The 17,658-nt window shown below is 65.5% G+C and carries 16 protein-coding genes; 7 read left to right on the plus strand and 9 right to left on the minus strand.

Features of this window, described 5'->3' with window-relative positions:
* Window positions 1-264: 264 nt before the first annotated feature.
* The 3 genes from BSIN_RS06205 to BSIN_RS06215 all read right to left on the minus strand — a co-directional run bounded on the left by BSIN_RS06205 (window position 265) and on the right by BSIN_RS06215 (window position 3,233).
* A complete protein-coding gene (locus tag BSIN_RS06205; protein WP_089339841.1) occupies window positions 265-792 on the minus strand; it encodes an ureidoglycolate lyase in 528 nt (175 codons plus the stop codon).
* 11 nt (window positions 793-803) lie between these two features.
* Entirely contained in the window at window positions 804-1,814 is a 1,011-nt protein-coding gene (gene alc, locus BSIN_RS06210; protein WP_089339842.1) for an allantoicase, read from the minus strand.
* A gap of 96 nt (window positions 1,815-1,910) precedes the next feature.
* A complete protein-coding gene (locus BSIN_RS06215) occupies window positions 1,911-3,233 on the minus strand; it encodes a C4-dicarboxylate transporter DctA (protein ID WP_059515902.1) in 1,323 nt (440 codons plus the stop codon).
* A gap of 287 nt (window positions 3,234-3,520) precedes the next feature.
* On the opposite strand from BSIN_RS06215, the gene BSIN_RS06225 reads away from it, so the two are divergent.
* On the plus strand, window positions 3,521-4,213 hold the full coding sequence (locus tag BSIN_RS06225; protein WP_069233784.1) for a FadR/GntR family transcriptional regulator: 693 nt from the start codon (window positions 3,521-3,523) through the stop codon (window positions 4,211-4,213).
* 139 nt (window positions 4,214-4,352) lie between these two features.
* Here the strand turns inward: BSIN_RS06225 and gap are convergent, their stop codons facing one another.
* Both gap and tkt read right to left on the minus strand, forming a co-directional pair.
* The gene (gene gap / locus BSIN_RS06230) at window positions 4,353-5,363 is read right to left on the minus strand and encodes a type I glyceraldehyde-3-phosphate dehydrogenase (RefSeq protein ID WP_059515897.1); all 1,011 of its coding nucleotides are present in this window, start codon (window positions 5,361-5,363) and stop codon (window positions 4,353-4,355) included.
* 83 nt (window positions 5,364-5,446) lie between these two features.
* Complete coding sequence (tkt, locus tag BSIN_RS06235; protein WP_369828147.1) at window positions 5,447-7,519, minus strand: transketolase; 2,073 nt, start codon at window positions 7,517-7,519, stop codon at window positions 5,447-5,449.
* A 270-nt stretch (window positions 7,520-7,789) separates the two neighbouring features.
* Here tkt and speE point away from each other — a divergent pair, with 270 nt between their 5' ends.
* From speE to BSIN_RS06250, 3 genes are read left to right on the plus strand one after another with little or no spacing between them, the layout of a single operon-like run.
* Window positions 7,790-8,647: a polyamine aminopropyltransferase gene (gene speE / locus BSIN_RS06240; protein WP_059515893.1), complete on the plus strand. Its 858-nt coding sequence runs from the start codon at window positions 7,790-7,792 to the stop codon at window positions 8,645-8,647.
* A 59-nt stretch (window positions 8,648-8,706) separates the two neighbouring features.
* Window positions 8,707-9,123 carry a VOC family protein gene (locus BSIN_RS06245; RefSeq protein WP_059515891.1) on the plus strand — a complete coding sequence of 139 codons (417 nt, stop codon included), beginning with the start codon at window positions 8,707-8,709 and terminating at the stop codon, window positions 9,121-9,123.
* Window positions 9,120-9,890, plus strand: coding sequence for a 16S rRNA (uracil(1498)-N(3))-methyltransferase (locus BSIN_RS06250; RefSeq protein ID WP_059515889.1), 771 nt, complete (start codon window positions 9,120-9,122; stop codon window positions 9,888-9,890). Before BSIN_RS06245 ends, BSIN_RS06250 begins: the two co-directional genes overlap by 4 nt.
* 503 nt (window positions 9,891-10,393) lie before the next feature.
* On the opposite strand, the gene BSIN_RS06260 is transcribed toward BSIN_RS06250, so the two are convergent.
* From BSIN_RS06260 to BSIN_RS06270, 3 genes are all read right to left on the minus strand, one after another.
* A complete protein-coding gene (locus tag BSIN_RS06260; RefSeq protein WP_059516114.1) occupies window positions 10,394-10,957 on the minus strand; it encodes a barstar family protein in 564 nt (187 codons plus the stop codon).
* Between the two features lie 16 nt (window positions 10,958-10,973).
* Entirely contained in the window at window positions 10,974-11,405 is a 432-nt protein-coding gene (locus BSIN_RS06265; RefSeq protein ID WP_069233778.1) for a ribonuclease, read from the minus strand.
* A gap of 357 nt (window positions 11,406-11,762) precedes the next feature.
* Window positions 11,763-14,066 carry an NADP-dependent malic enzyme gene (locus tag BSIN_RS06270; RefSeq protein ID WP_059515882.1) on the minus strand — a complete coding sequence of 768 codons (2,304 nt, stop codon included), beginning with the start codon at window positions 14,064-14,066 and terminating at the stop codon, window positions 11,763-11,765.
* A gap of 185 nt (window positions 14,067-14,251) precedes the next feature.
* Between BSIN_RS06270 and thiL the strand changes: the two genes are divergently transcribed.
* From thiL to BSIN_RS06285, 3 genes are read left to right on the plus strand one after another with little or no spacing between them, the layout of a single operon-like run.
* Window positions 14,252-15,253 (plus strand): thiamine-phosphate kinase, encoded by a 1,002-nt coding sequence (gene thiL / locus BSIN_RS06275; RefSeq protein ID WP_256583635.1) that lies wholly within the window; start codon window positions 14,252-14,254, stop codon window positions 15,251-15,253.
* Window positions 15,243-15,824 carry a phosphatidylglycerophosphatase A family protein gene (locus BSIN_RS06280; protein WP_173678638.1) on the plus strand — a complete coding sequence of 194 codons (582 nt, stop codon included), beginning with the start codon at window positions 15,243-15,245 and terminating at the stop codon, window positions 15,822-15,824. Before thiL ends, BSIN_RS06280 begins: the two co-directional genes overlap by 11 nt.
* A 46-nt stretch (window positions 15,825-15,870) precedes the next feature.
* A complete protein-coding gene (locus tag BSIN_RS06285; RefSeq protein ID WP_059515876.1) occupies window positions 15,871-16,371 on the plus strand; it encodes a CinA family protein in 501 nt (166 codons plus the stop codon).
* A gap of 268 nt (window positions 16,372-16,639) precedes the next feature.
* Here the strand turns inward: BSIN_RS06285 and pyrF are convergent, their stop codons facing one another.
* Complete coding sequence (gene pyrF, locus BSIN_RS06290; protein ID WP_089339846.1) at window positions 16,640-17,467, minus strand: orotidine-5'-phosphate decarboxylase; 828 nt, start codon at window positions 17,465-17,467, stop codon at window positions 16,640-16,642.
* Between the last annotated feature and the right edge of the window lie 191 nt (window positions 17,468-17,658).

A 17,658-nucleotide genomic window follows, 5' to 3' on the forward strand; every position in this document is an offset into this window, starting at 1 on the left:
GTGCGCCCGTTCAATTTTCGCGCTCCCGCCCCCGCTCGGCGCAGCCGCTTCCCGGCGTCTCACGCCTGCCGGCCCGCTGCGCAACTTAAGGGCCGCAGCCTTTCGACGGCCACCGCTGCCGGTCCTGGGGCCGGATGGGCACGCGCAGCGGCCGCCGCCGGACAGGCGGCCCGCGCCACCCGAGAACGCGCGCCGTGCGTCTTACGCCGGATTCGCTCCGGCTGATGCACCCGTCAACGCCCGGCACGTGACGGCAAGCAAGCGCTACGCGACGACACGCATCCGTTCTCCGTCATCGACCAATCGCCACCGGGCGCCAAGCGAAATTTCGTCGCAATTCGGCTGTTCGCCGCCACGGTCGACCACGATGAAATCGCTTACGGCGTCGAGCGCGAGCAGCGGATGGTGCCAGACGCCTTTCGCGTAATTGACGCCCTGGCCGTGCTGCGCGACAAACGCGCGCATCCGTGCCGGGTCGAACTCGCCTGCCGGCGCGACGACGAGCAGGTAGCGGGCAACGGCCGCGAGCGGAATGAACGCCTGGCTGCCGAGCGGATGACGCTCCATCATGTCGATCTCGATCGGCCATGTGCGCGGCTGGGCGCGGAACATGCTGATGAGCGGCCGCCCCTGCGCGTCGCCGACGTCGACCGACGCGAGATCGTGAAAGCGCTCGGTCGTGCCGCCGTTGATCAGGAAACGGCGCGCGCCGTCGAGTTGGATCACGTCGCCGAACGGCGCGAACGCGTCGCGCGTGAGCGGCTCGACACGCAACGTATGCACTTTGTCCATGCGCGCCTGTGTCATGCCAGTTCCCCCCAGATGCGCAGCCGCGATACGCCACCGTCCGGATGAATGTTGAGCCGCACGTGCGTGACGGAGCCGAGCGCCGCGAGCTGCGTGTCGAACGTGTGAATGCTGTCCATCTTGAGCGGCTGCTCGTCGAGCAGCGCCGGCCAGAACATTGCCTGCGTGACGAGCGACGCGTCCGTGCCGCCCACGACGCTCGCCGCCTGCAGCGAACAGCGGTCCGGGAAATTGCCCTTGAAGTGCGCCGTATCGATTTCGACCCGGCGAATCACGCCCGGGCGCGCCAGTGCGACGATCGCCCAGTCGTTGCCGGGCTCGCGGCGGCGGCGGGTTTCCCAGCCGTCGCCCATGTTCGCGCCGCGCCCCGGCATCAGCATCCGCGATGCCGGCCCGAAATGCTCGTTGTTCGCCGCAACCAGATACGCGCCGTTCTCGATTGCCGCAAGATCCAACAGCTCGCCGCGCACCGCGCGCGTCCAGTCGCGCTGCGGCTGACCATACACGCGCAGCCGCGCGAGCCCGCCGTCCGGATACAGATTCACGCGCAGGTGCGTGTACGGCCGCGGATCGCTCACCGCGACGTAGTGATGCTGATTGCCCTGCAACGTCGTCGCGGGCACGAGCGTGTGCCAGTCGGCATGATCGGACGGCGTTTCGCCGTCCGACACGCACGCCTCGATCGACGCGGCCGGCGGGAAATTGCCGGTGAAGTGGCTCGTATCGAGATCGACGCCGTACACGACGCCCGGCCGCGCAAGCTTGATTACACAGAAATCGTGGCCCGTCGTGCGCTTGCGGCGCGTCTCCCAGCCGTCCATCCATTTACCGTGATCGTCGTATTTGCCGGGGATGAACACGGCCGGCTCGGGATCGAGCATTCGCTCCTTCGGTGCGAAAAATTCGTCGCTCGCGAAAAGCGCCTTCGCGCCCAGGCGCGGATCGGCGAGATTCATGTAGCGGCGCGTGAAAGCGGGCGCGTTCGGATCGAGAATCGGGGCGGCCATGTCGTCTCCTGTCTTTGTTCGGCGGTTTGTCCATTCAAGCGAAGCGGCGGCGCGCAAACCACGAGGCGCGCCGCCGCCATGTCGGGCAGCGCGGCGTCAGAGCGCGGGCGCGTTGCCCTGCGCGATCGCGCCATCCGGCTGGTCGTCGCCCGATGGCACATAGCGCAGTTCGTCATTCAGCACGCGCGTGGCGCGCGCCTTGTCGATATCGTGCTCCCATACCGCGACGACGATCGTTGCAACGCAGTTGCCGAGCAGATTCGTCAACGCCCGCGCGATACCGACAAACCAGTCGACCGGCAAAATCAGCACGAGGCCGAGCACCGGCAGCGCCGGAATCGCCGACAGCGTCGCGGCGAGAATCACGATCGCCGAGCCGGGAATGCCGTGCGCGCCCTTCGACGTGAGCAGCGACACGAGCAGCACGACGATCAGGTCATGCGTCGACAGCGGCGTGTTGGTCGCCTGCGCGATGAACAGCACGGCGAGCGTCAGGTAAATCGAGAAGCCGTCGAGGTTGAACGAATAGCCGGTCGGGATCACGAGGCCGACCGTCGAATCCTTGACGCCCAGCCATTCGAGCTTGCGCATCACCTGCGGCAGCACCGCGTCGGACGACGCGGTGCCGAGCACGATCAGCAGTTCCTCGCGCAGATAGCGGATCAGCTTGAATACCGAGAAGCCCGCGAGCCGCATCACCGCGCCGAGCACGATCGCGACGAACGCCACGCAACTCGCGTAGAACACGATCACGAGCAAGCCGAGCTGCTTGAGCGACGCGACGCCGTACTTGCCGGTCGTGAACGCGATTGCGCCGAGCACGCCGAGCGGCGCGAGCTTGATGATGAAACCCATCACGCGAAAGCATACGTGCGCGAACTCGTCGATCAGCACGTTCACATGCCTGGCCTTATCGCCGAGCAGCGAGAGCGCCGAGCCGAACAGCACCGAAAACACCAGGATTTGCAGGATGTCGCCCTTGGCGAACGCATCGAACGCGGTGTCGGGGATGATCTTCAACAGGTAGCCCGCCGTGTCCTTCAGGCTCTGCGCGTTCTTCGCATAATCGGCGAGCGACGCGGGATCGAGCGAGTGCAGATCGATGTTCATCCCCGCGCCCGGCTTCGTCACGAACGCGAGCACCAGGCCGATCGCGAGCGCGAGCGTCGTCATCACTTCGAAATAGACGACCGCTTTCAGCCCGACGCGGCCGACTTTCCTCAAATCGCCCGCGTTCGCGATGCCGTGCACGACGACGCAAAACACGATCGGCCCGATCACCATCTTGATGAGCTTGAGAAATCCGTCGCCGAACGGCCGCAGCGACTGCGCGAAATGCGGGAACAACGCACCGAGCGCGACGCCGATCAACAGCGCGACGACCACCCGGCCAAACAGCGAATTAAGGAACTTCGACACGGCGCTCTCCCATCACGGCAGTTGCGGATAAGTGGCGGACCGATGCCGATTCATCTGTTCATACTGGTCCGACCAGTGCTGTTATCGATGATAGTAGGAAGCCGATATAGTCGCGTCAAGCACACAAAAATAGGGATTTCCCCGTGATTTTCCACACCGCGCCGGCGGGCAGCCGCACATCGGAAAAGCGCCGGATCATCGCTTTTCCGATGCTGCGGCGCATGGTCTGAACGACGGTTTACAATACTGGTCAGACCGCATAATCGCCGCCACATCCGACGAAATCGATGAAGAACGTTCCGCACACCGTTACCGACGCCGCCATCGCCACGATCCGCGAGCGGATCGAGACCGGGTTCTATCCCGTCGGCAGTCTGCTGCCTGCGCAACGTCAGTTATCCGAAGAACTGGAGATCAGCCGCGCGTCGTTGCGCGAAGCGTTGTCGACACTCGAAGCGCTCGGCCTGCTGCGCATCCGCCCCGGCAAAGGCGTGTATGTCGAGCGCGCGCAGGCAAACGCCGCGCATGCATGGCGCTTTGCCGAGCAGTCGTCACTGCCCGATACGTACCAGATGCGTTACGCGCTCGAAGGTTTCGCGGCGCGCATGGCCGCGCTCGCGGTCATCGACGCGGATCTCGAATGGTTCGAGACGAACGTTGCCGCGCTGCACGAAGCGCTCGCGAATGACGAGCTTGACGACGCGGCGCAACTCGATTTCGACTTTCATATGCGCATCGTCAGTCTTGCCGGCAACGCGGCGATCGAATCGATCCTGCGCGGCAGCGCGGACATCATGAAAGAAAGCCAGCGGATGCCGTTCTATCGGCGCGAGTTCGTGCTGTCGACCTATCACGAGCATCGCGCGATTCTCGATGCGCTGATCGCGAAAGATTCCGCCGCGGCCGGCGCGGCAATCGAAGCGCATATCGCGAATGCCGCGCAACGGGCCGGCGTGTTCTTCCCGACGCCGAAAGGGTAACGGGATGCGATGCACGCGGCTCCTCGGGCGGCGCGTATAAAAAAAACGCGCCGGCGATATCCGCCGGCGCGTGCCCGATCATTGCCGCTTGCGCGCGCCGCCGCCTTGCCAACTCCAGCGGCGCGGCAAGCCCGGCTGCTTACTTCGCGTTCGCGAGCGCGACCGCCGTATCAAGCATCCGGTTCGAGAAGCCCCACTCGTTGTCGTACCAGCTCGACACCTTGACGAGACGGCCCGACACCTTGGTCAGCGTCGCGTCGAACGTCGACGAAGCCGGGTTGTGGTTGAAGTCGATCGACACGAGCGGCGCGGCGTTGTAGCCGAGAATGCCCTTCAGCGCGCCTTCCGACGCTTCCTTCATGATCGCGTTGACTTCGTCGACCGTCGTATCGCGCTTCGCGATGAACGACAGATCGACGATCGACACGTTGATGGTCGGCACGCGGATCGCATAGCCGTCGAGCTTGCCGTTCAATTCCGGCAATACGAGGCCGACAGCGGCGGCCGCGCCCGTCTTCGTCGGAATCTGGCTGTGCGTCGCCGAGCGCGCACGACGCAGATCTTCGTGATACACGTCGGTCAGCACCTGGTCGTTCGTATAGGCGTGGATCGTCGTCATCAGGCCGGTTTCGACGCCGATCTTGTCGTTCAGCGGCTTGACGAGCGGCGCGAGGCAGTTCGTCGTGCACGATGCGTTCGAGATCACCGTATGCTCGGCCTTCAGCACGTTGTGGTTCACGCCGTAGACGATCGTCGCGTCGACGTCCTTGCCGCCCGGCGCCGAGATGATCACCTTCTTCGCACCGCCCTTCAGGTGCGCGCTCGCCTTTTCCTTCGTCGTGAAGAAGCCCGTGCACTCCAGCACGACGTCGACGCCCAGCTCGCCCCACGGCAATTCGGCCGGGTTGCGGTTCGCGAGCACGCGGATCTTGTCGCCGTTGACGACGAGATAATCGCCGTCGACCGACACTTCTCCCGGGAAGCGGCCGTGCGCGGTGTCGTATTGCGTGAGGTGCGCGTTGGTCTTCGCATCGCCCAGATCGTTGATCGCGACGATCTCGAGGTCGTGCTTCTTGCCGTTTTCATAGAACGCGCGCAGCGTGTTGCGGCCGATGCGGCCGTATCCGTTGATGGCAACGCGAATCGTCATGTCTATCTCCTGATGGCTGAAAAAATTCGTTTCGTGCAGCTTCACGGCGTGACGCGCGGTGCAGCGCGCGTCACGCGTCGCATTTAGGCGAGAACGGCCTTCACGGTCTCGACGACGTGCTCGACGGTGAAGCCGAAGTGCTTGAACAGCACGCCGGCCGGCGCCGATTCACCGAACGTGTCGATCCCGACGACGCCGCCTTCGAGGCCGACGTACTTGCGCCAGAAGCTCGTCACCCCCGCTTCGATCGCGACGCGGCGCACGCCCTGCGGCAGCACGCGCTCGCGGTACTCGGCGTCCTGCCGGTCGAACACGGTCGTCGCCGGCATCGATACCACGCGCGCCGCGATCCCCTGCTGCGCGAGCGGCTCGACTGCCTTCATCGCAAGCTCGACCTCGGAGCCCGTCGCGATCAGGATGATCTTGCGCGCGACGATCTCTTCATTCCAGTCGCGCAGCACGTAGCCGCCCTTGTCGATGTTCGCGATCTGCGCGTCGCTGCGCGCATTGAACGCGAGGTTCTGGCGGCTGAAGATCAGGCTCGACGGACGATCCGCCGCGATCGCATGGGTCCACGCGACAGCCGTTTCGACCGTATCGGCCGGACGCCAGACGTCGTGGTTCGGGATCAGCCGCAGGCTCGCGACCTGCTCGATCGACTGGTGCGTCGGGCCGTCTTCGCCCAGGCCGATCGAATCGTGCGTGAACACGAAGATCGACGGCACCTTCATCAGCGACGCGACGCGCAGCGCGTTGCGGCTGTAGTCGGAAAACGTCAGGAAGGTGCCGCCGAACGGCTTGTAGCCGCCGTGCAGCGCAAGGCCGTTGAGCGCCGCGCTCATGCCGAACTCGCGCACGCCGTAATTGATGTGGTTGCCCCACTGGATGCCCGGGCCGTCCTGATTCGCGCGCACCGGCTTGGACGCCTTCCAGTTGGTCAAATTCGAGCCCGTCAGATCGGCCGAGCCGCCGAGCAATTCCGGCAGCACGGCCGCGAGACCTTCGATCGCCTGCTGCGACGCCTTGCGCGTGGCGACCGTCTCGGCGCGCTCGTTCGCGCCGGCGATGATGGCCGCCGCCTTCTGCGCCCAGTCGGCAGGCAGCTTGCCGGCGGTGCGGCGCTCGAATTCGGCCGCTTCCTGCGGGTATTTCGCGCGATATTGCGCGAACGTCGCGTTCCAGTCGCCTTCGCGGCGCTTGCCGGCTTCCTTCGCATCCCATGCCGCATAGACTTCCTGCGGAATCACGAATGGCGGCCATGTCCAGCCGAGCGCCTCGCGCGTCTTCGCGATTTCTTCGGCGCCGAGCGGCGCGCCGTGCACGTCGTGGCCGCCCGCCTTTGTCGCCGCGCCCTTGCCGATCGTCGTCCGGCAACAGATGAGGGTGGGCTTGTCGGATTGCTTCGCCTGCGCGATCGCCGCGTCCACCGCGTCGACGTCGTGACCGTTCACGTTGCGGATCACGTTCCAGCCGTATGCTTCGAAACGCTTCGGCGTGTCGTCGTGGAACCAGTTGACGACGTCGCCGTCGATCGAGATGCCGTTGTCGTCGTACAGCGCGATCAGCTTGTTCAGCTTCAGCGTACCCGCCAGCGAGCACGCCTCGTGCGAGATGCCTTCCATCAGGCAGCCGTCGCCGACGAACACGTAAGTATGATGGTCGACGATCTTCGCGTCGGGCTTGTTGAATTCGTCCGCGAGCAGCGCCTCGGCGAGCGCCATCCCAACCGAATTCGCGAGGCCCTGGCCGAGCGGGCCCGTCGTCGTCTCGACGCCCGGCGTGATCCCGTATTCGGGATGGCCCGGCGTCTTCGAATGCAGTTGCCGGAATTGCTTCAGCTCGTCGATCGGCAGATCGTAGCCCGTCAGATGCAGCAGCGAATACAGCAGCATCGAGCCATGGCCGTTCGACAGCACGAAGCGGTCACGGTCGGCCCAGTGCGGATTCGCCGGATTATGCTTCAGATGGCGGGCCCACAGCGCGACGCCGATTTCGGCCATGCCCATCGGCATGCCGGGGTGGCCGGAATTCGCTTGCTGAACGGCGTCCATCGCGAGCGCACGGATCGCGTTGGCCATCAAAGTGGGAGAGGCGGGAGACGAAGTCGTCATGTCGAGTCCGGAAAACGAGTCGAGAAAACCTGTGGCGCGCGGCATCCGGCAACTCGCTGGCCGACCGTTCCCGGCGCGCAGTACGGCGCCGACAGGACGCGGGGCGGACGAGCAAACGGACAAGGCTGCAAAGCGGGCAGCCCTGCAAACAGCTCCGCCGCTATGGAGCCTGTCATTCTAACAGATGACCTGCCGCAAGCTCGGCCGCAACGAGCCGCCTGGCGCGGTTTCCGTCAAGCCGATGCGGGCTGCGATTCCGGTCCGCGCGCCGGCCTTCTATAATTCTGACCATCCCCCGCTTCGCCGCCCGCCACCTTGAGCACCGCCCTTCTCTTCCATCCGACCCCCGATACCGTATACGGCTTTCCGAACGCCCGCCGTGTCGCACGCGTCGCGTCCGGGTATCAAACGATCGAGGTTTGGGAAACGGCGCAGCTGGGTCTGCTTTTTACGCTCGACGGACAGCCGATGACCTCGGTGGGCGACGAATTCGTCTATCACGAGTGCATGACGCATCCGGCCGCGCTCGCGCATCCGTCGCCCCGAAAGGCGCTCGTGCTCGGCGGCGGCGACGGCGGCGCGGCGCGCCAGTTGCTCAAGCACCGGTGCATCGAGCGGATCGTCGTCGCCGAACTCGACCCGGCCGTCGTCGACATGGCGCGCCGCTATCTCGCCGACGTCCATCAAGGCGCGCTCGACGATCCGCGCGTCGAACTCGTGATCGGCGACGCCGCGCATTACGTCGATCACGCGTGCGAGCATTTCGATCTCGCCGTGTTCGACCTGACGCCGCCCGATTCGCCCGCCGCCGGCCTCTACACCGCCGAGTTCTATACGCGCCTGAAGCGCATCTTGACGCCGCGCGGCGCCGTATCGCTGCACCTGGGCTCGCCGCTTTTTCACCCGCCGCGCATCGCTGCGCTGCTCGCGGGCTTGCGCGCGAGCTTCGCGGTGGTGACGCCGCTTTGCGCGCACGTGCCGCTGTACGGCTCGCCGTGGCTGATGGCGATCGCCAGCGACGCGCTCGACGCGGCGTCGCTGTTTTCGCACGATATCGACGAACGGCTTGCGCAGCGGCGCATCGACGGCCTGCGCTTCTACGACGCGAAATTACATCCGGCGCTTTTTACACTGCCGCGTTCGCTGCGCGATACACTCGGCATGCATCGCTGAACCTGCGTGCGGGGCCGAACGTCGGCCAACCGCACGCATTTTCCCGCAGGAGACTTTGTATGACCGACCCACGGCCGGCTGACGTGCCATGGCTGACCCCTTATCTGACGGTGCGCGACGCCCGGGCGTCGATCCAGTTCTTTAGCGCCGCATTCGGCTTCAAACAGCGCGAATTGGTCGACGAAGACGGTGCGATCATGCATGTCGAGATGTCGTATCACGGCCAGTTGATCGTGATGTTCGCGCCTCAAGGCGCGTTCGGCTCGACGGCCCGCACGCCGAGAAGCGCGGGGGCGACCGCGCCGCAGTCGTTCTATCTGTATGTCGATGATGTCGACGAGACCTATCGCCGGGCGCTCGACGCCGGCGCGAAATCGCTGAGCGAGCCGCAGGATCAATTCTGGGGCGACCGCTTCGCGCAGATCGAGGATCTCGACGGCTATCGCTGGTCGCTCGCGCGGCGGATCGGCGCATGAGCGGCGGCGGCGCCACGACCGCGGCGGTGCCCCGCTTCTTCGTCGATGCGGTGTTGCGCACCGATGCCACGCTGCCGCTGCCCGCCGAGGTCGCGCGCCACGCCCTGGTGCTCCGGCTGCAGCCAGGCGACGCGCTGGTGTTGTTCGACGGCACGGGCGGCCAGTATCGCGCGCAGCTCGTGGAGATCGACAAGCGCGGCGCGCTCGCGCGGATCGGCGCGTTCGAAGCCGCGGACGCGGAGCCGCCTTACCGTGTCACGCTCGCGCAGGGCATCGCCGGCGGTGACAAGATGGATTGGGCGATCGAAAAGGCGGTCGAGCTGGGCGTCGCGGCGATCGTGCCGCTGACGACCGCGCGCGGGGTCGTCAAACTCTCGGGCGAGCGTGCGGACAAGCGCGTGTCGCACTGGCGCGGCGTCGTGCGCGCGTCGTGCGAACAGTGCGGCCGCAATCGCGTGCCCGACGTCGCGCCGGTATGCGGCTTCGATGTGTGGCTTAATGCACTGCCTGCCGCGCCGGCCGATGGCGAGCGGCGCTTGCTGCTGTCGCCGCGCGCGAGCGTGCCGTTTGCATCGCTGCCCGACACGCCGCCCGCGGGCGAAGTCACGTTGCTGATCGGCCCGGAAGGCGGGCTGTCGCCCGACGAGGAACAGGCTGCGCGCGCGCGAGGCTTCGCCGCACTGTCGCTCGGTCCACGCGTGTTGCGCACCGAGACGGCTGGCGCGGCAGTACTGGCCGCGCTCGCCGCGCGCTGGGGCGGCTGGTGACGCACGGCCGCCGGCTGCCGCCGCGTCGGACGGCTTTGGACAGCACCTCGCGGCGGGCACGACTGCCGGCGAACGCGCTATTTCGTTGAGGTGCGCGATTTTCGCTGCGCCATCGTTGACGAAGACGTCGAATAGACGTTGACCGTTTGCTGCCGCAAGCGTGGCGCGGCGTATGCCGCCGCACCAAGCCTGCCGGTGCGTGCTGCGGCGGATCGAGTACACCAAAGCGTGCGCCGCCCGACCGCGCGGCGCACAAAATGGACGAAGAGCATCGAAAAACGGCCTTTCGTCGGCGAATCGAATCGTCTCCGCGGCAAAAAGCAAAGTGCCATGCGAACCGAGCCTCATCTCCCCGAAAAACGGCATACGATGAAGAACCGTTGCGGGGAAAACGCGGAAAAATGCAGGAAAACTCGCACATGCGCCGCCCGCGTGCCGGTATCGCCGCACACGCAAAAAACCCGCGCAAAGGCGGGTTTTCCGGCGGATCGTGCGGTGCGGAATTACGCGAACGAGTAGAACACGCGGAACGCGACCCGGCGCTCCGCCCAGAACTCCGCCGCTTCGCGAAACACGTCGAGTAGCGTTTCTCGCCCTTCCTTGTCGAATTTGTGCGCGATCGGTAGCGCTTCGAGCACGATCACGAACCCCGGCTGTGAGCCGGCCTTGTGGACGAGATCCGTCAGACAGTCATACAGCGCGTCATAGTTCTTGCCGAAATGCTTGGGAAACAAGAACGAGGTTGCGATCGTCTCCAGCACTTCCTGCTTCGATTGGGCATTTCCGCAATACGCATACAGGAAATGCTGGCCGAGCTGATTCGCTTCGTCAGCAAGATCCTGCACACGGAATGCGCGGATCGACTGCACGAGATTCGGTCGCACGGTCGCAAAAAGGCTCATAGGCTCCTCGATGGATGAAAGCCCGGGGCTGGCCGCGCCGTCAGGCGCATGGCCCGCGTGCGCCGCCATGCGCAGTTGCATGACACGCTGAAACAGGTTGCCGTCGCCAGCCGCGAACAGATCCGCCGCAGCCGACATATCGCGCGCGTAGATGTTGTCGCTCATGCCGCTCATCCCGAAGTCAATCAACGATACGTTTGAAACTGTTGTAGTGGTCGTCGGTGTAATAACAATTGTCGACACGCCGCAACGGGCCGCCGCAAACGATGCGGCGCGCGCCACGATTGCGCGCCCTCGGCGTTGGCACCGTGTATTCGTGGTAATAGCCACGCCGCATCTTCGGCAGCGCGCGTTCGTAATTGCCGAACACCACGCCGTCTTTCTCATACGGATAGGGGCCGCCCGCGGCGATCAGACTCAGCGTGGCCGTTGCTTCACGCGGCAACTGGGACGCGGGGATCGTATCGACCTGCGCTGCCGCCCCGTTGAGGGGAGCGGCTTCCCGTGCGTATGCGGCGGAAACCAGACTGCCCGGCATGACGCCGACATTGCCTATCGCGGCGATCGCGAAGACGGACGCGAGCGCGCCGTTGCGGAGCCACTTGCGTGCCATAAACGAAGGTTCCCGCTGTTAAATCAATAAGTTGACGACCAAGAAAGGCGTAAGCGTAGCGCTAATGCCAACCGGAATCAATGCCAGTCAGGAAATTGAAAGGCGAAAACAGCAGCTGACGACAAAATTTTTATCTCAATTAAGATAAAAATCTCTCGCATAGGGTAATATTAGCGCAGCGACGTCCACTGCGGCGGGTTCTGCCTCCTCGCCGTCCCTTGCGGCCCAAGGGGGGCGTTGTCTATTAGGGAAGGCTTCTCTCTGCTGCCATGCCCGACGGCGCGCCTGCGACAGGCGCGCCGTTTTTTTATCCGCGCCTATTCGCGCACAAAAACACCCAATTGCCGCCAATAGGCGTCAACGCGCCGCATTCACGTCCGCCACCAGCAATGCCGTCATGTTGACGATGCGCCGCACGGTAGCTGACTCGGTCAGCACATGCACCGGCTTCGCCGCGCCCAGCAAGATCGGTCCGATCGCGATATTGTTGCCCGCCGCGGTTTTCAGCAGGTTGTACGCGATGTTCGCCGCATCGATATTCGGCATCACCAGCAGGTTCGCTTCCCCCTCGAGCGTCGACTCGGGCAGGATTTCCTTGCGCAGCGCCGCATCGAGCGCGACGTCGCCGTGCATCTCGCCATCGACATGCAGATCGGGCGCACGTTCTTGCAAGATCGCCAGCGTATCGCGCATCTTCTGCGCAGAAGGCGCATTGCTCGTGCCGAAATTCGAGTGCGACAGCAACGCCACCTTCGGCTCGATGCCGAAGCGCCGCACCTCTTCGGCCGCCATGATGGTGATTTCAGCCAATTGCTCCGGGGTCGGATCGACGTTGACGTGCGTATCGACGAGGAAAATCTGCCGGCCGGGCAGCACGAGCGCGTTCATCGCGCCGTAGACGCTGCAGCCGTCGCGCTTGCCGATCACCTGGTCGATGAAGTGCAAATGGCGGTGCGTCGTGCTGATCGTTCCGCAGATCATTCCGTCGGCTTCGCCCTTGTTCACCAGCATCGAGCCGATCAGCGTCGTGCGGCGGCGCATCTCGACGCGCGCCAGCTGCTCGCTGATGCCCTTGCGCGCCATCATCTTGTAATAGGTCTGCCAGAAGTCCCGATAACGCTCGTCGTGCTCGGTGTTGACGACCGTGAAATCGACGCCCGGCGTGAGGCGCAGCCCGTAGCGCTGAATCCGGTGCTCGATCACGGCCGGACGGCCAATCAAAACCGGCTTCGCGAGATTTTCGTCGACGACGATCTGCACCGCGCGCAGCACGCGCTCTTCCTCGCCCTCCGCGAACACCACCCGCTTTCTCTCTGCGGGCGCGCTGCGCGCGAGCTGGAACACGGGCTTCATCGTCGTGCCGCTGTGATAGACGAACTGCTGCAAATGAACCTTGTATGCGTCCATGTCCTCGATCGGACGCGTCGCAACGCCGCCGTCCATCGCCGCCTGCGCGACCGCGGGCGCGATCGTCACGATGAGGCGCGGATCGAACGGCTTCGGGATCAGGTATTCAGGCCCGAACGACAGGTCCTGGATACCGTAGGCAGTCGCGACAATATCGCTCTGCTCGTGCTGCGCGAGCGCGGCGATCGCGTTGACCGCGGCGATCTCCATCTCGCGCGTGATCGTCGTCGCGCCGACGTCGAGCGCGCCGCGAAAGATGAACGGGAAGCACAGCACGTTGTTGACCTGGTTCGGATAATCGGTGCGCCCCGTCGCGAGCACCGCGTCCGGACGCACTTCGAGCGCGACTTCCGGCAGGATTTCGGGCGTCGGGTTCGCGAGCGCGAGAATCAGCGGCCGTTCGGCCATCCCCTTGACCATCTCGGGCTTCAGCACGCCGCCCGCCGACAGCCCGAGGAAGATGTCCGCGCCGCCGATCACGTCCGTCAGCGTGCGCGCGTCGGTTTCGCGGGCGAAACGCTCCTTGTCCGGGTCCATCAGCTCCGTGCGTCCCTTATAAACGACGCCGGCGAGATCGGTGACGGTGATGTTCTCCAGCGGCAAACCCAGATCGACGAGCAAATCCAGACACGCGAGCGCGGCGGCGCCCGCGCCCGACGCGACCAGTTTCACGTTCTTGATGTGCTTGCCGACGACCTTCAGTCCGTTCGTGACCGCCGCCGCGACGACGATCGCGGTGCCGTGCTGATCGTCGTGGAATACCGGAATCTTCATCCGCTTGCGGCATTCGCGCTCGACGATGAAGCAATCCGGCGCCTTGATGTCCTCGAGGTTGATCCCGCCGAAGGTGGGCTCGAGCGCGGCGATCACGTCGACGAGCTTGTGCGGGTCGGACTCGTTGAGTTCGATGTCGAATACGTCGATACCCGCGAATTTCTTGAACAGGACGGCCTTGCCCTCCATCACCGGCTTCGACGCGAGCGGGCCGATGTTGCCGAGGCCGAGTACCGCGGTGCCGTTCGTCACGACGCCGACGAGATTGCTGCGCGCGGTGAAGCGCGCGGCGTTCAGCGGATTCTCGACGATCTCCTCACACGCGAACGCGACGCCTGGCGAGTAAGCAAGCGCGAGATCGCGCTGGTTGATCATCTGCTTGGTCGGCGCGATCGCCACTTTGCCGGGCGTGGGAAATTCGTGGTAGTCGAGGGCGGCTTCGCGAAGCTTGGCTTTGGGCGAGGAGGACGTGGTGGACATGAGTCTTAGCGGGATCAGCGGATTAGAATATCTGTTCGGCACAATTGTATCGCCAATCCCGCGCGCGAATTTGACGATTAAGGTTCGACAGTCACGACCGAAATGCGACGAATCCGCTGCGATCGCGGCGGATGCCGGCCCGAACCATCCTACAATGTGCGTCATCGCAACACTTGAACGCCCCCGTGCCCACCTCTTCTCTGTCGGAATTCTCGCTGATCGATCGCTTCTTCGCGCGCCGCGCGCAACGGCCGCGCACGCGCGCGGCACTCGGCATCGGTGACGATTGCGCGCTGCTCGCGCCGCAACCCGGCAAGATGCTGGCAATTTCGACGGATATGCTGGTCGAAGGGCGGCATTTCTTCGCCGATGTCGCGCCGGACGCGCTCGGGCACAAAACGCTCGCCGTCAATTTGTCCGACCTGGCCGCGATGGGCGCGACGCCGCGCGCATTCACGCTCGCCTGCGCGCTGCCGCGCGCCGATGCGGACTGGCTCGACGCATTCTCCAATGGCCTCTTCGCGCTCGCCGAGCGCCACGGTTGCGAACTCGTCGGCGGCGACACGACGAGCGGGCCGCTCAACCTGTGCGTGACCGTGTTCGGCGACGTCGCGGCCGGCGACGCGCTGCGCCGGGACGCCGCGCGCGACGGCGACGACGTCTGGGTGTCAGGCGTGCTCGGCGACGCGCGCGCCGGCCTTGGCGTGATCCGCGGCGAATGGCAGGCCGGCGCGCGCGAGGCCGCCGTGTTCCGCGCGGCACTCGAGCGTCCCGAGCCGCGCGTCGCGCTCGGCGTTGCGCTCGCGGGCATCGCGCACGCGGCGTTGGACGTATCCGATGGGCTCGCGGGCGATCTCGCGCACATCCTGCGGCGCTCGAACGTGCATGCCGATATCGACGTCGATGCGGTGCCGCACTCGGCCGCGCTCGCGACGCTGCCCGCCGACGTGCGGCGGCGCTGCATGCTCGAAGGCGGTGACGACTACGAGCTGTGCTTCACCGCCGCGCGCAGCGCGCGCACCGCGATCGAGGCAGCCGGCGCGCGCGCCGGCGTCCGCGTCACGCGGATCGGTACAATACGCGCATTGTCCGCGCCGGCGCACGCGCCCGCCATCACATGGCGTGACGCATCGGGCGCGGCGCTTCCGCTCACGTTGCACGGTTTCGATCATTTCGATGCAAATTGACCCGACGCCCCGCCCGGCCGATAACGCCGGCGAGTCCGCCCGCCCGGCTAGCGCGCCCGCGCCGCAAGACGCGCAGAAAACCGCGCGCCGCCGCGCTACCGTGCGTTTCATGTTCTCGCACCCGGTTCATATCGTGTCGCTCGGCTTCGGCAGCGGCCTCGCGCCGTTCATGCCGGGCACGTTCGGCACGCTGTTCGGCTGGCTGTCGTTCGTCGCGTTGAACCGCTATCTGACCGTGCCCGAATGGTGGGCGCTGATCGTCGCCGGCTTCTTCGCCGGCATCTGGCTCACGGGCTTCACCGCGAAGAAAATGGGCATCGCCGATCCCGGCCCCGCCGTCTGGGACGAAATCGTCGCGATCTGGCTCGTGATGCTGTTCGTCACGCCGGCCACGTTCGTCGAGCAGCTTTGGGCGTTCGTCGTGTTCCGCTTCTTCGATATGGTCAAGCCGCCGCCGATCCGCTACTTCGACCGCAATCTGAAAGGCGGCTTCGGCATCATGTTCGACGACCTGATCGCCGCGGTGATGACGCTGCTCGTGATCGCGCTGTGGCGCTCGTTTTTCCCGTAATGCCGCGCGCGGCTCAGTTCCCCGCGGCTCGCCCGGATTTCTTGCCATGCCAACCGATTCCGCCGTCCATCAACTCGCGATCAGCGCCGGCGACAAGCTGCGCGATGCCCATTTGACGCTCGCCACCGCCGAATCCTGCACGGGCGGGATGATCGCGGCCGCGATCACCGATATCGCCGGCAGCAGCGGTTGGTTCGAGCGCGGCTTCGTCACGTATTCGAACCTTGCGAAGGTCGAGATGATCGGCGTGCCCGCCGATCTGATCGACAAGCACGGTGCGGTGAGCGAGCCCGTCGCGCGCGCGATGGTCGAAGGGGCACTGCGCAACAGCCGCGCGCAGGTGGCATTGTCCGTCACCGGCATCGCGGGGCCCGGAGGCGGCTCCGAGTTGAAACCCGTCGGCACGGTATCGTTCGGCTGGAGCAACCGGCTGCACACGTCGGTTCAAACGTGCGTGTTCGCCGGCGATCGTGAGCAGATTCGCACGCAAGCGGCCGCGCACGCGCTGCGCGGCCTGATCAAGCTGATCGACGAGCAGGAGCGCTGAGCGAGTTGCGGTTCGTGGTTCGTGGTTCGCGGTTCGTGGCTTCGAACGTATTGCTTGGCTGGAATACCCCAAGCGCGATCACGAACCGGTAGCGGCTCGCGAGCCACAGGCCGCCGCGCGGACTCACCGCCGGGCAAACCGCGCTTGCGCGACGCGCGCGGCCGATTCGTCCCAGCCACACGCAGCCTTCATTCCTCGGCGGGCCGTTCTCGCCACCGGGCCTTGGAGGCGCACGCACCGCCGCCTCCAAGGCCGCTGTCGAACGCGCTCAGCGCTGGGCGTTGATCGCGTCGCGCGTCGCGCGCGCCGCATGCGCGGCCGCGTCGGCGAAATCGTCTTCGCGGCTCGCGTACAGGATCGCGCGCGACGAATTGATCATCATCCCGGCGCCGTCGGCGGTGCGGCCCGCCGAGACGGTCGCCGCCACGTCGCCGCCCTGCGCGCCGATGCCGGGAATCAGCAGCGGCATGTCGCCGACGAGCCCTCGCACGATCTCGATCTCCTTCGGAAACGTCGCGCCGACGACGAGCCCGAGCTGCCCCGTCCGCTTATTCCATTTGTCCGCCGCCAGCGACGCGACGACCTGATACAGCGGCCGCCCGCCCGTGTCGAGGAACTGCAGATCCGAGCCGCCCGGATTCGACGTGCGGCACAGCACGATCACGCCCTTGTCGTCGTAGGTCAGGTACGGCTCGATCGAATCGAAGCCCATGTACGGATTGACCGTCACGGCGTCCGCGCGATAGCGCTCGAATGCCTCGCGCGCGTACTGCTCGGCGGTGCTGCCGATATCGCCGCGCTTCGCGTCGAGTATCACCGGCAGTCCCGGATGCTGAAGATGGATGTGCGCGATCAACCGCTCGAGCTGATCTTCCGCGCGGTGCGCGGCAAAATATGCGATCTGTGGCTTGAACGCGCTCGCGAACGGCGCAGTCGCATCGACGATCTCGCGGCAAAAATCGAAGATCGCATCGGGCTGGTTCGCGAACTGCGCGGGAAACTTCGTCGGCTCCGGATCGAGACCGACGCACAGCAGCGAATTCGTGCGCTGCCAGGCGGCGCGCAACGAATCGATAAAGGTAGACGTGGAAGACATGGCGCTCACTCGCGACGGGGCGATTAAATCCGCGTATTTTACCCGCGCCGTTCCCGGATACCGTTTGCCGGTCGTGGTGTGGATCGGAGCGCATGCGGCCGACGGCGGCAATGCAACGCGTGCAGTGCGCCGCGATCGCTCGATGGGCGATGGGCGATGGGCGGCATGACGCACGCTGCCCGGTTCATCAA

This window comes from Burkholderia singularis (assembly GCF_900176645.1).
In the GTDB taxonomy this organism is placed as follows: domain Bacteria; phylum Pseudomonadota; class Gammaproteobacteria; order Burkholderiales; family Burkholderiaceae; genus Burkholderia; species Burkholderia singularis.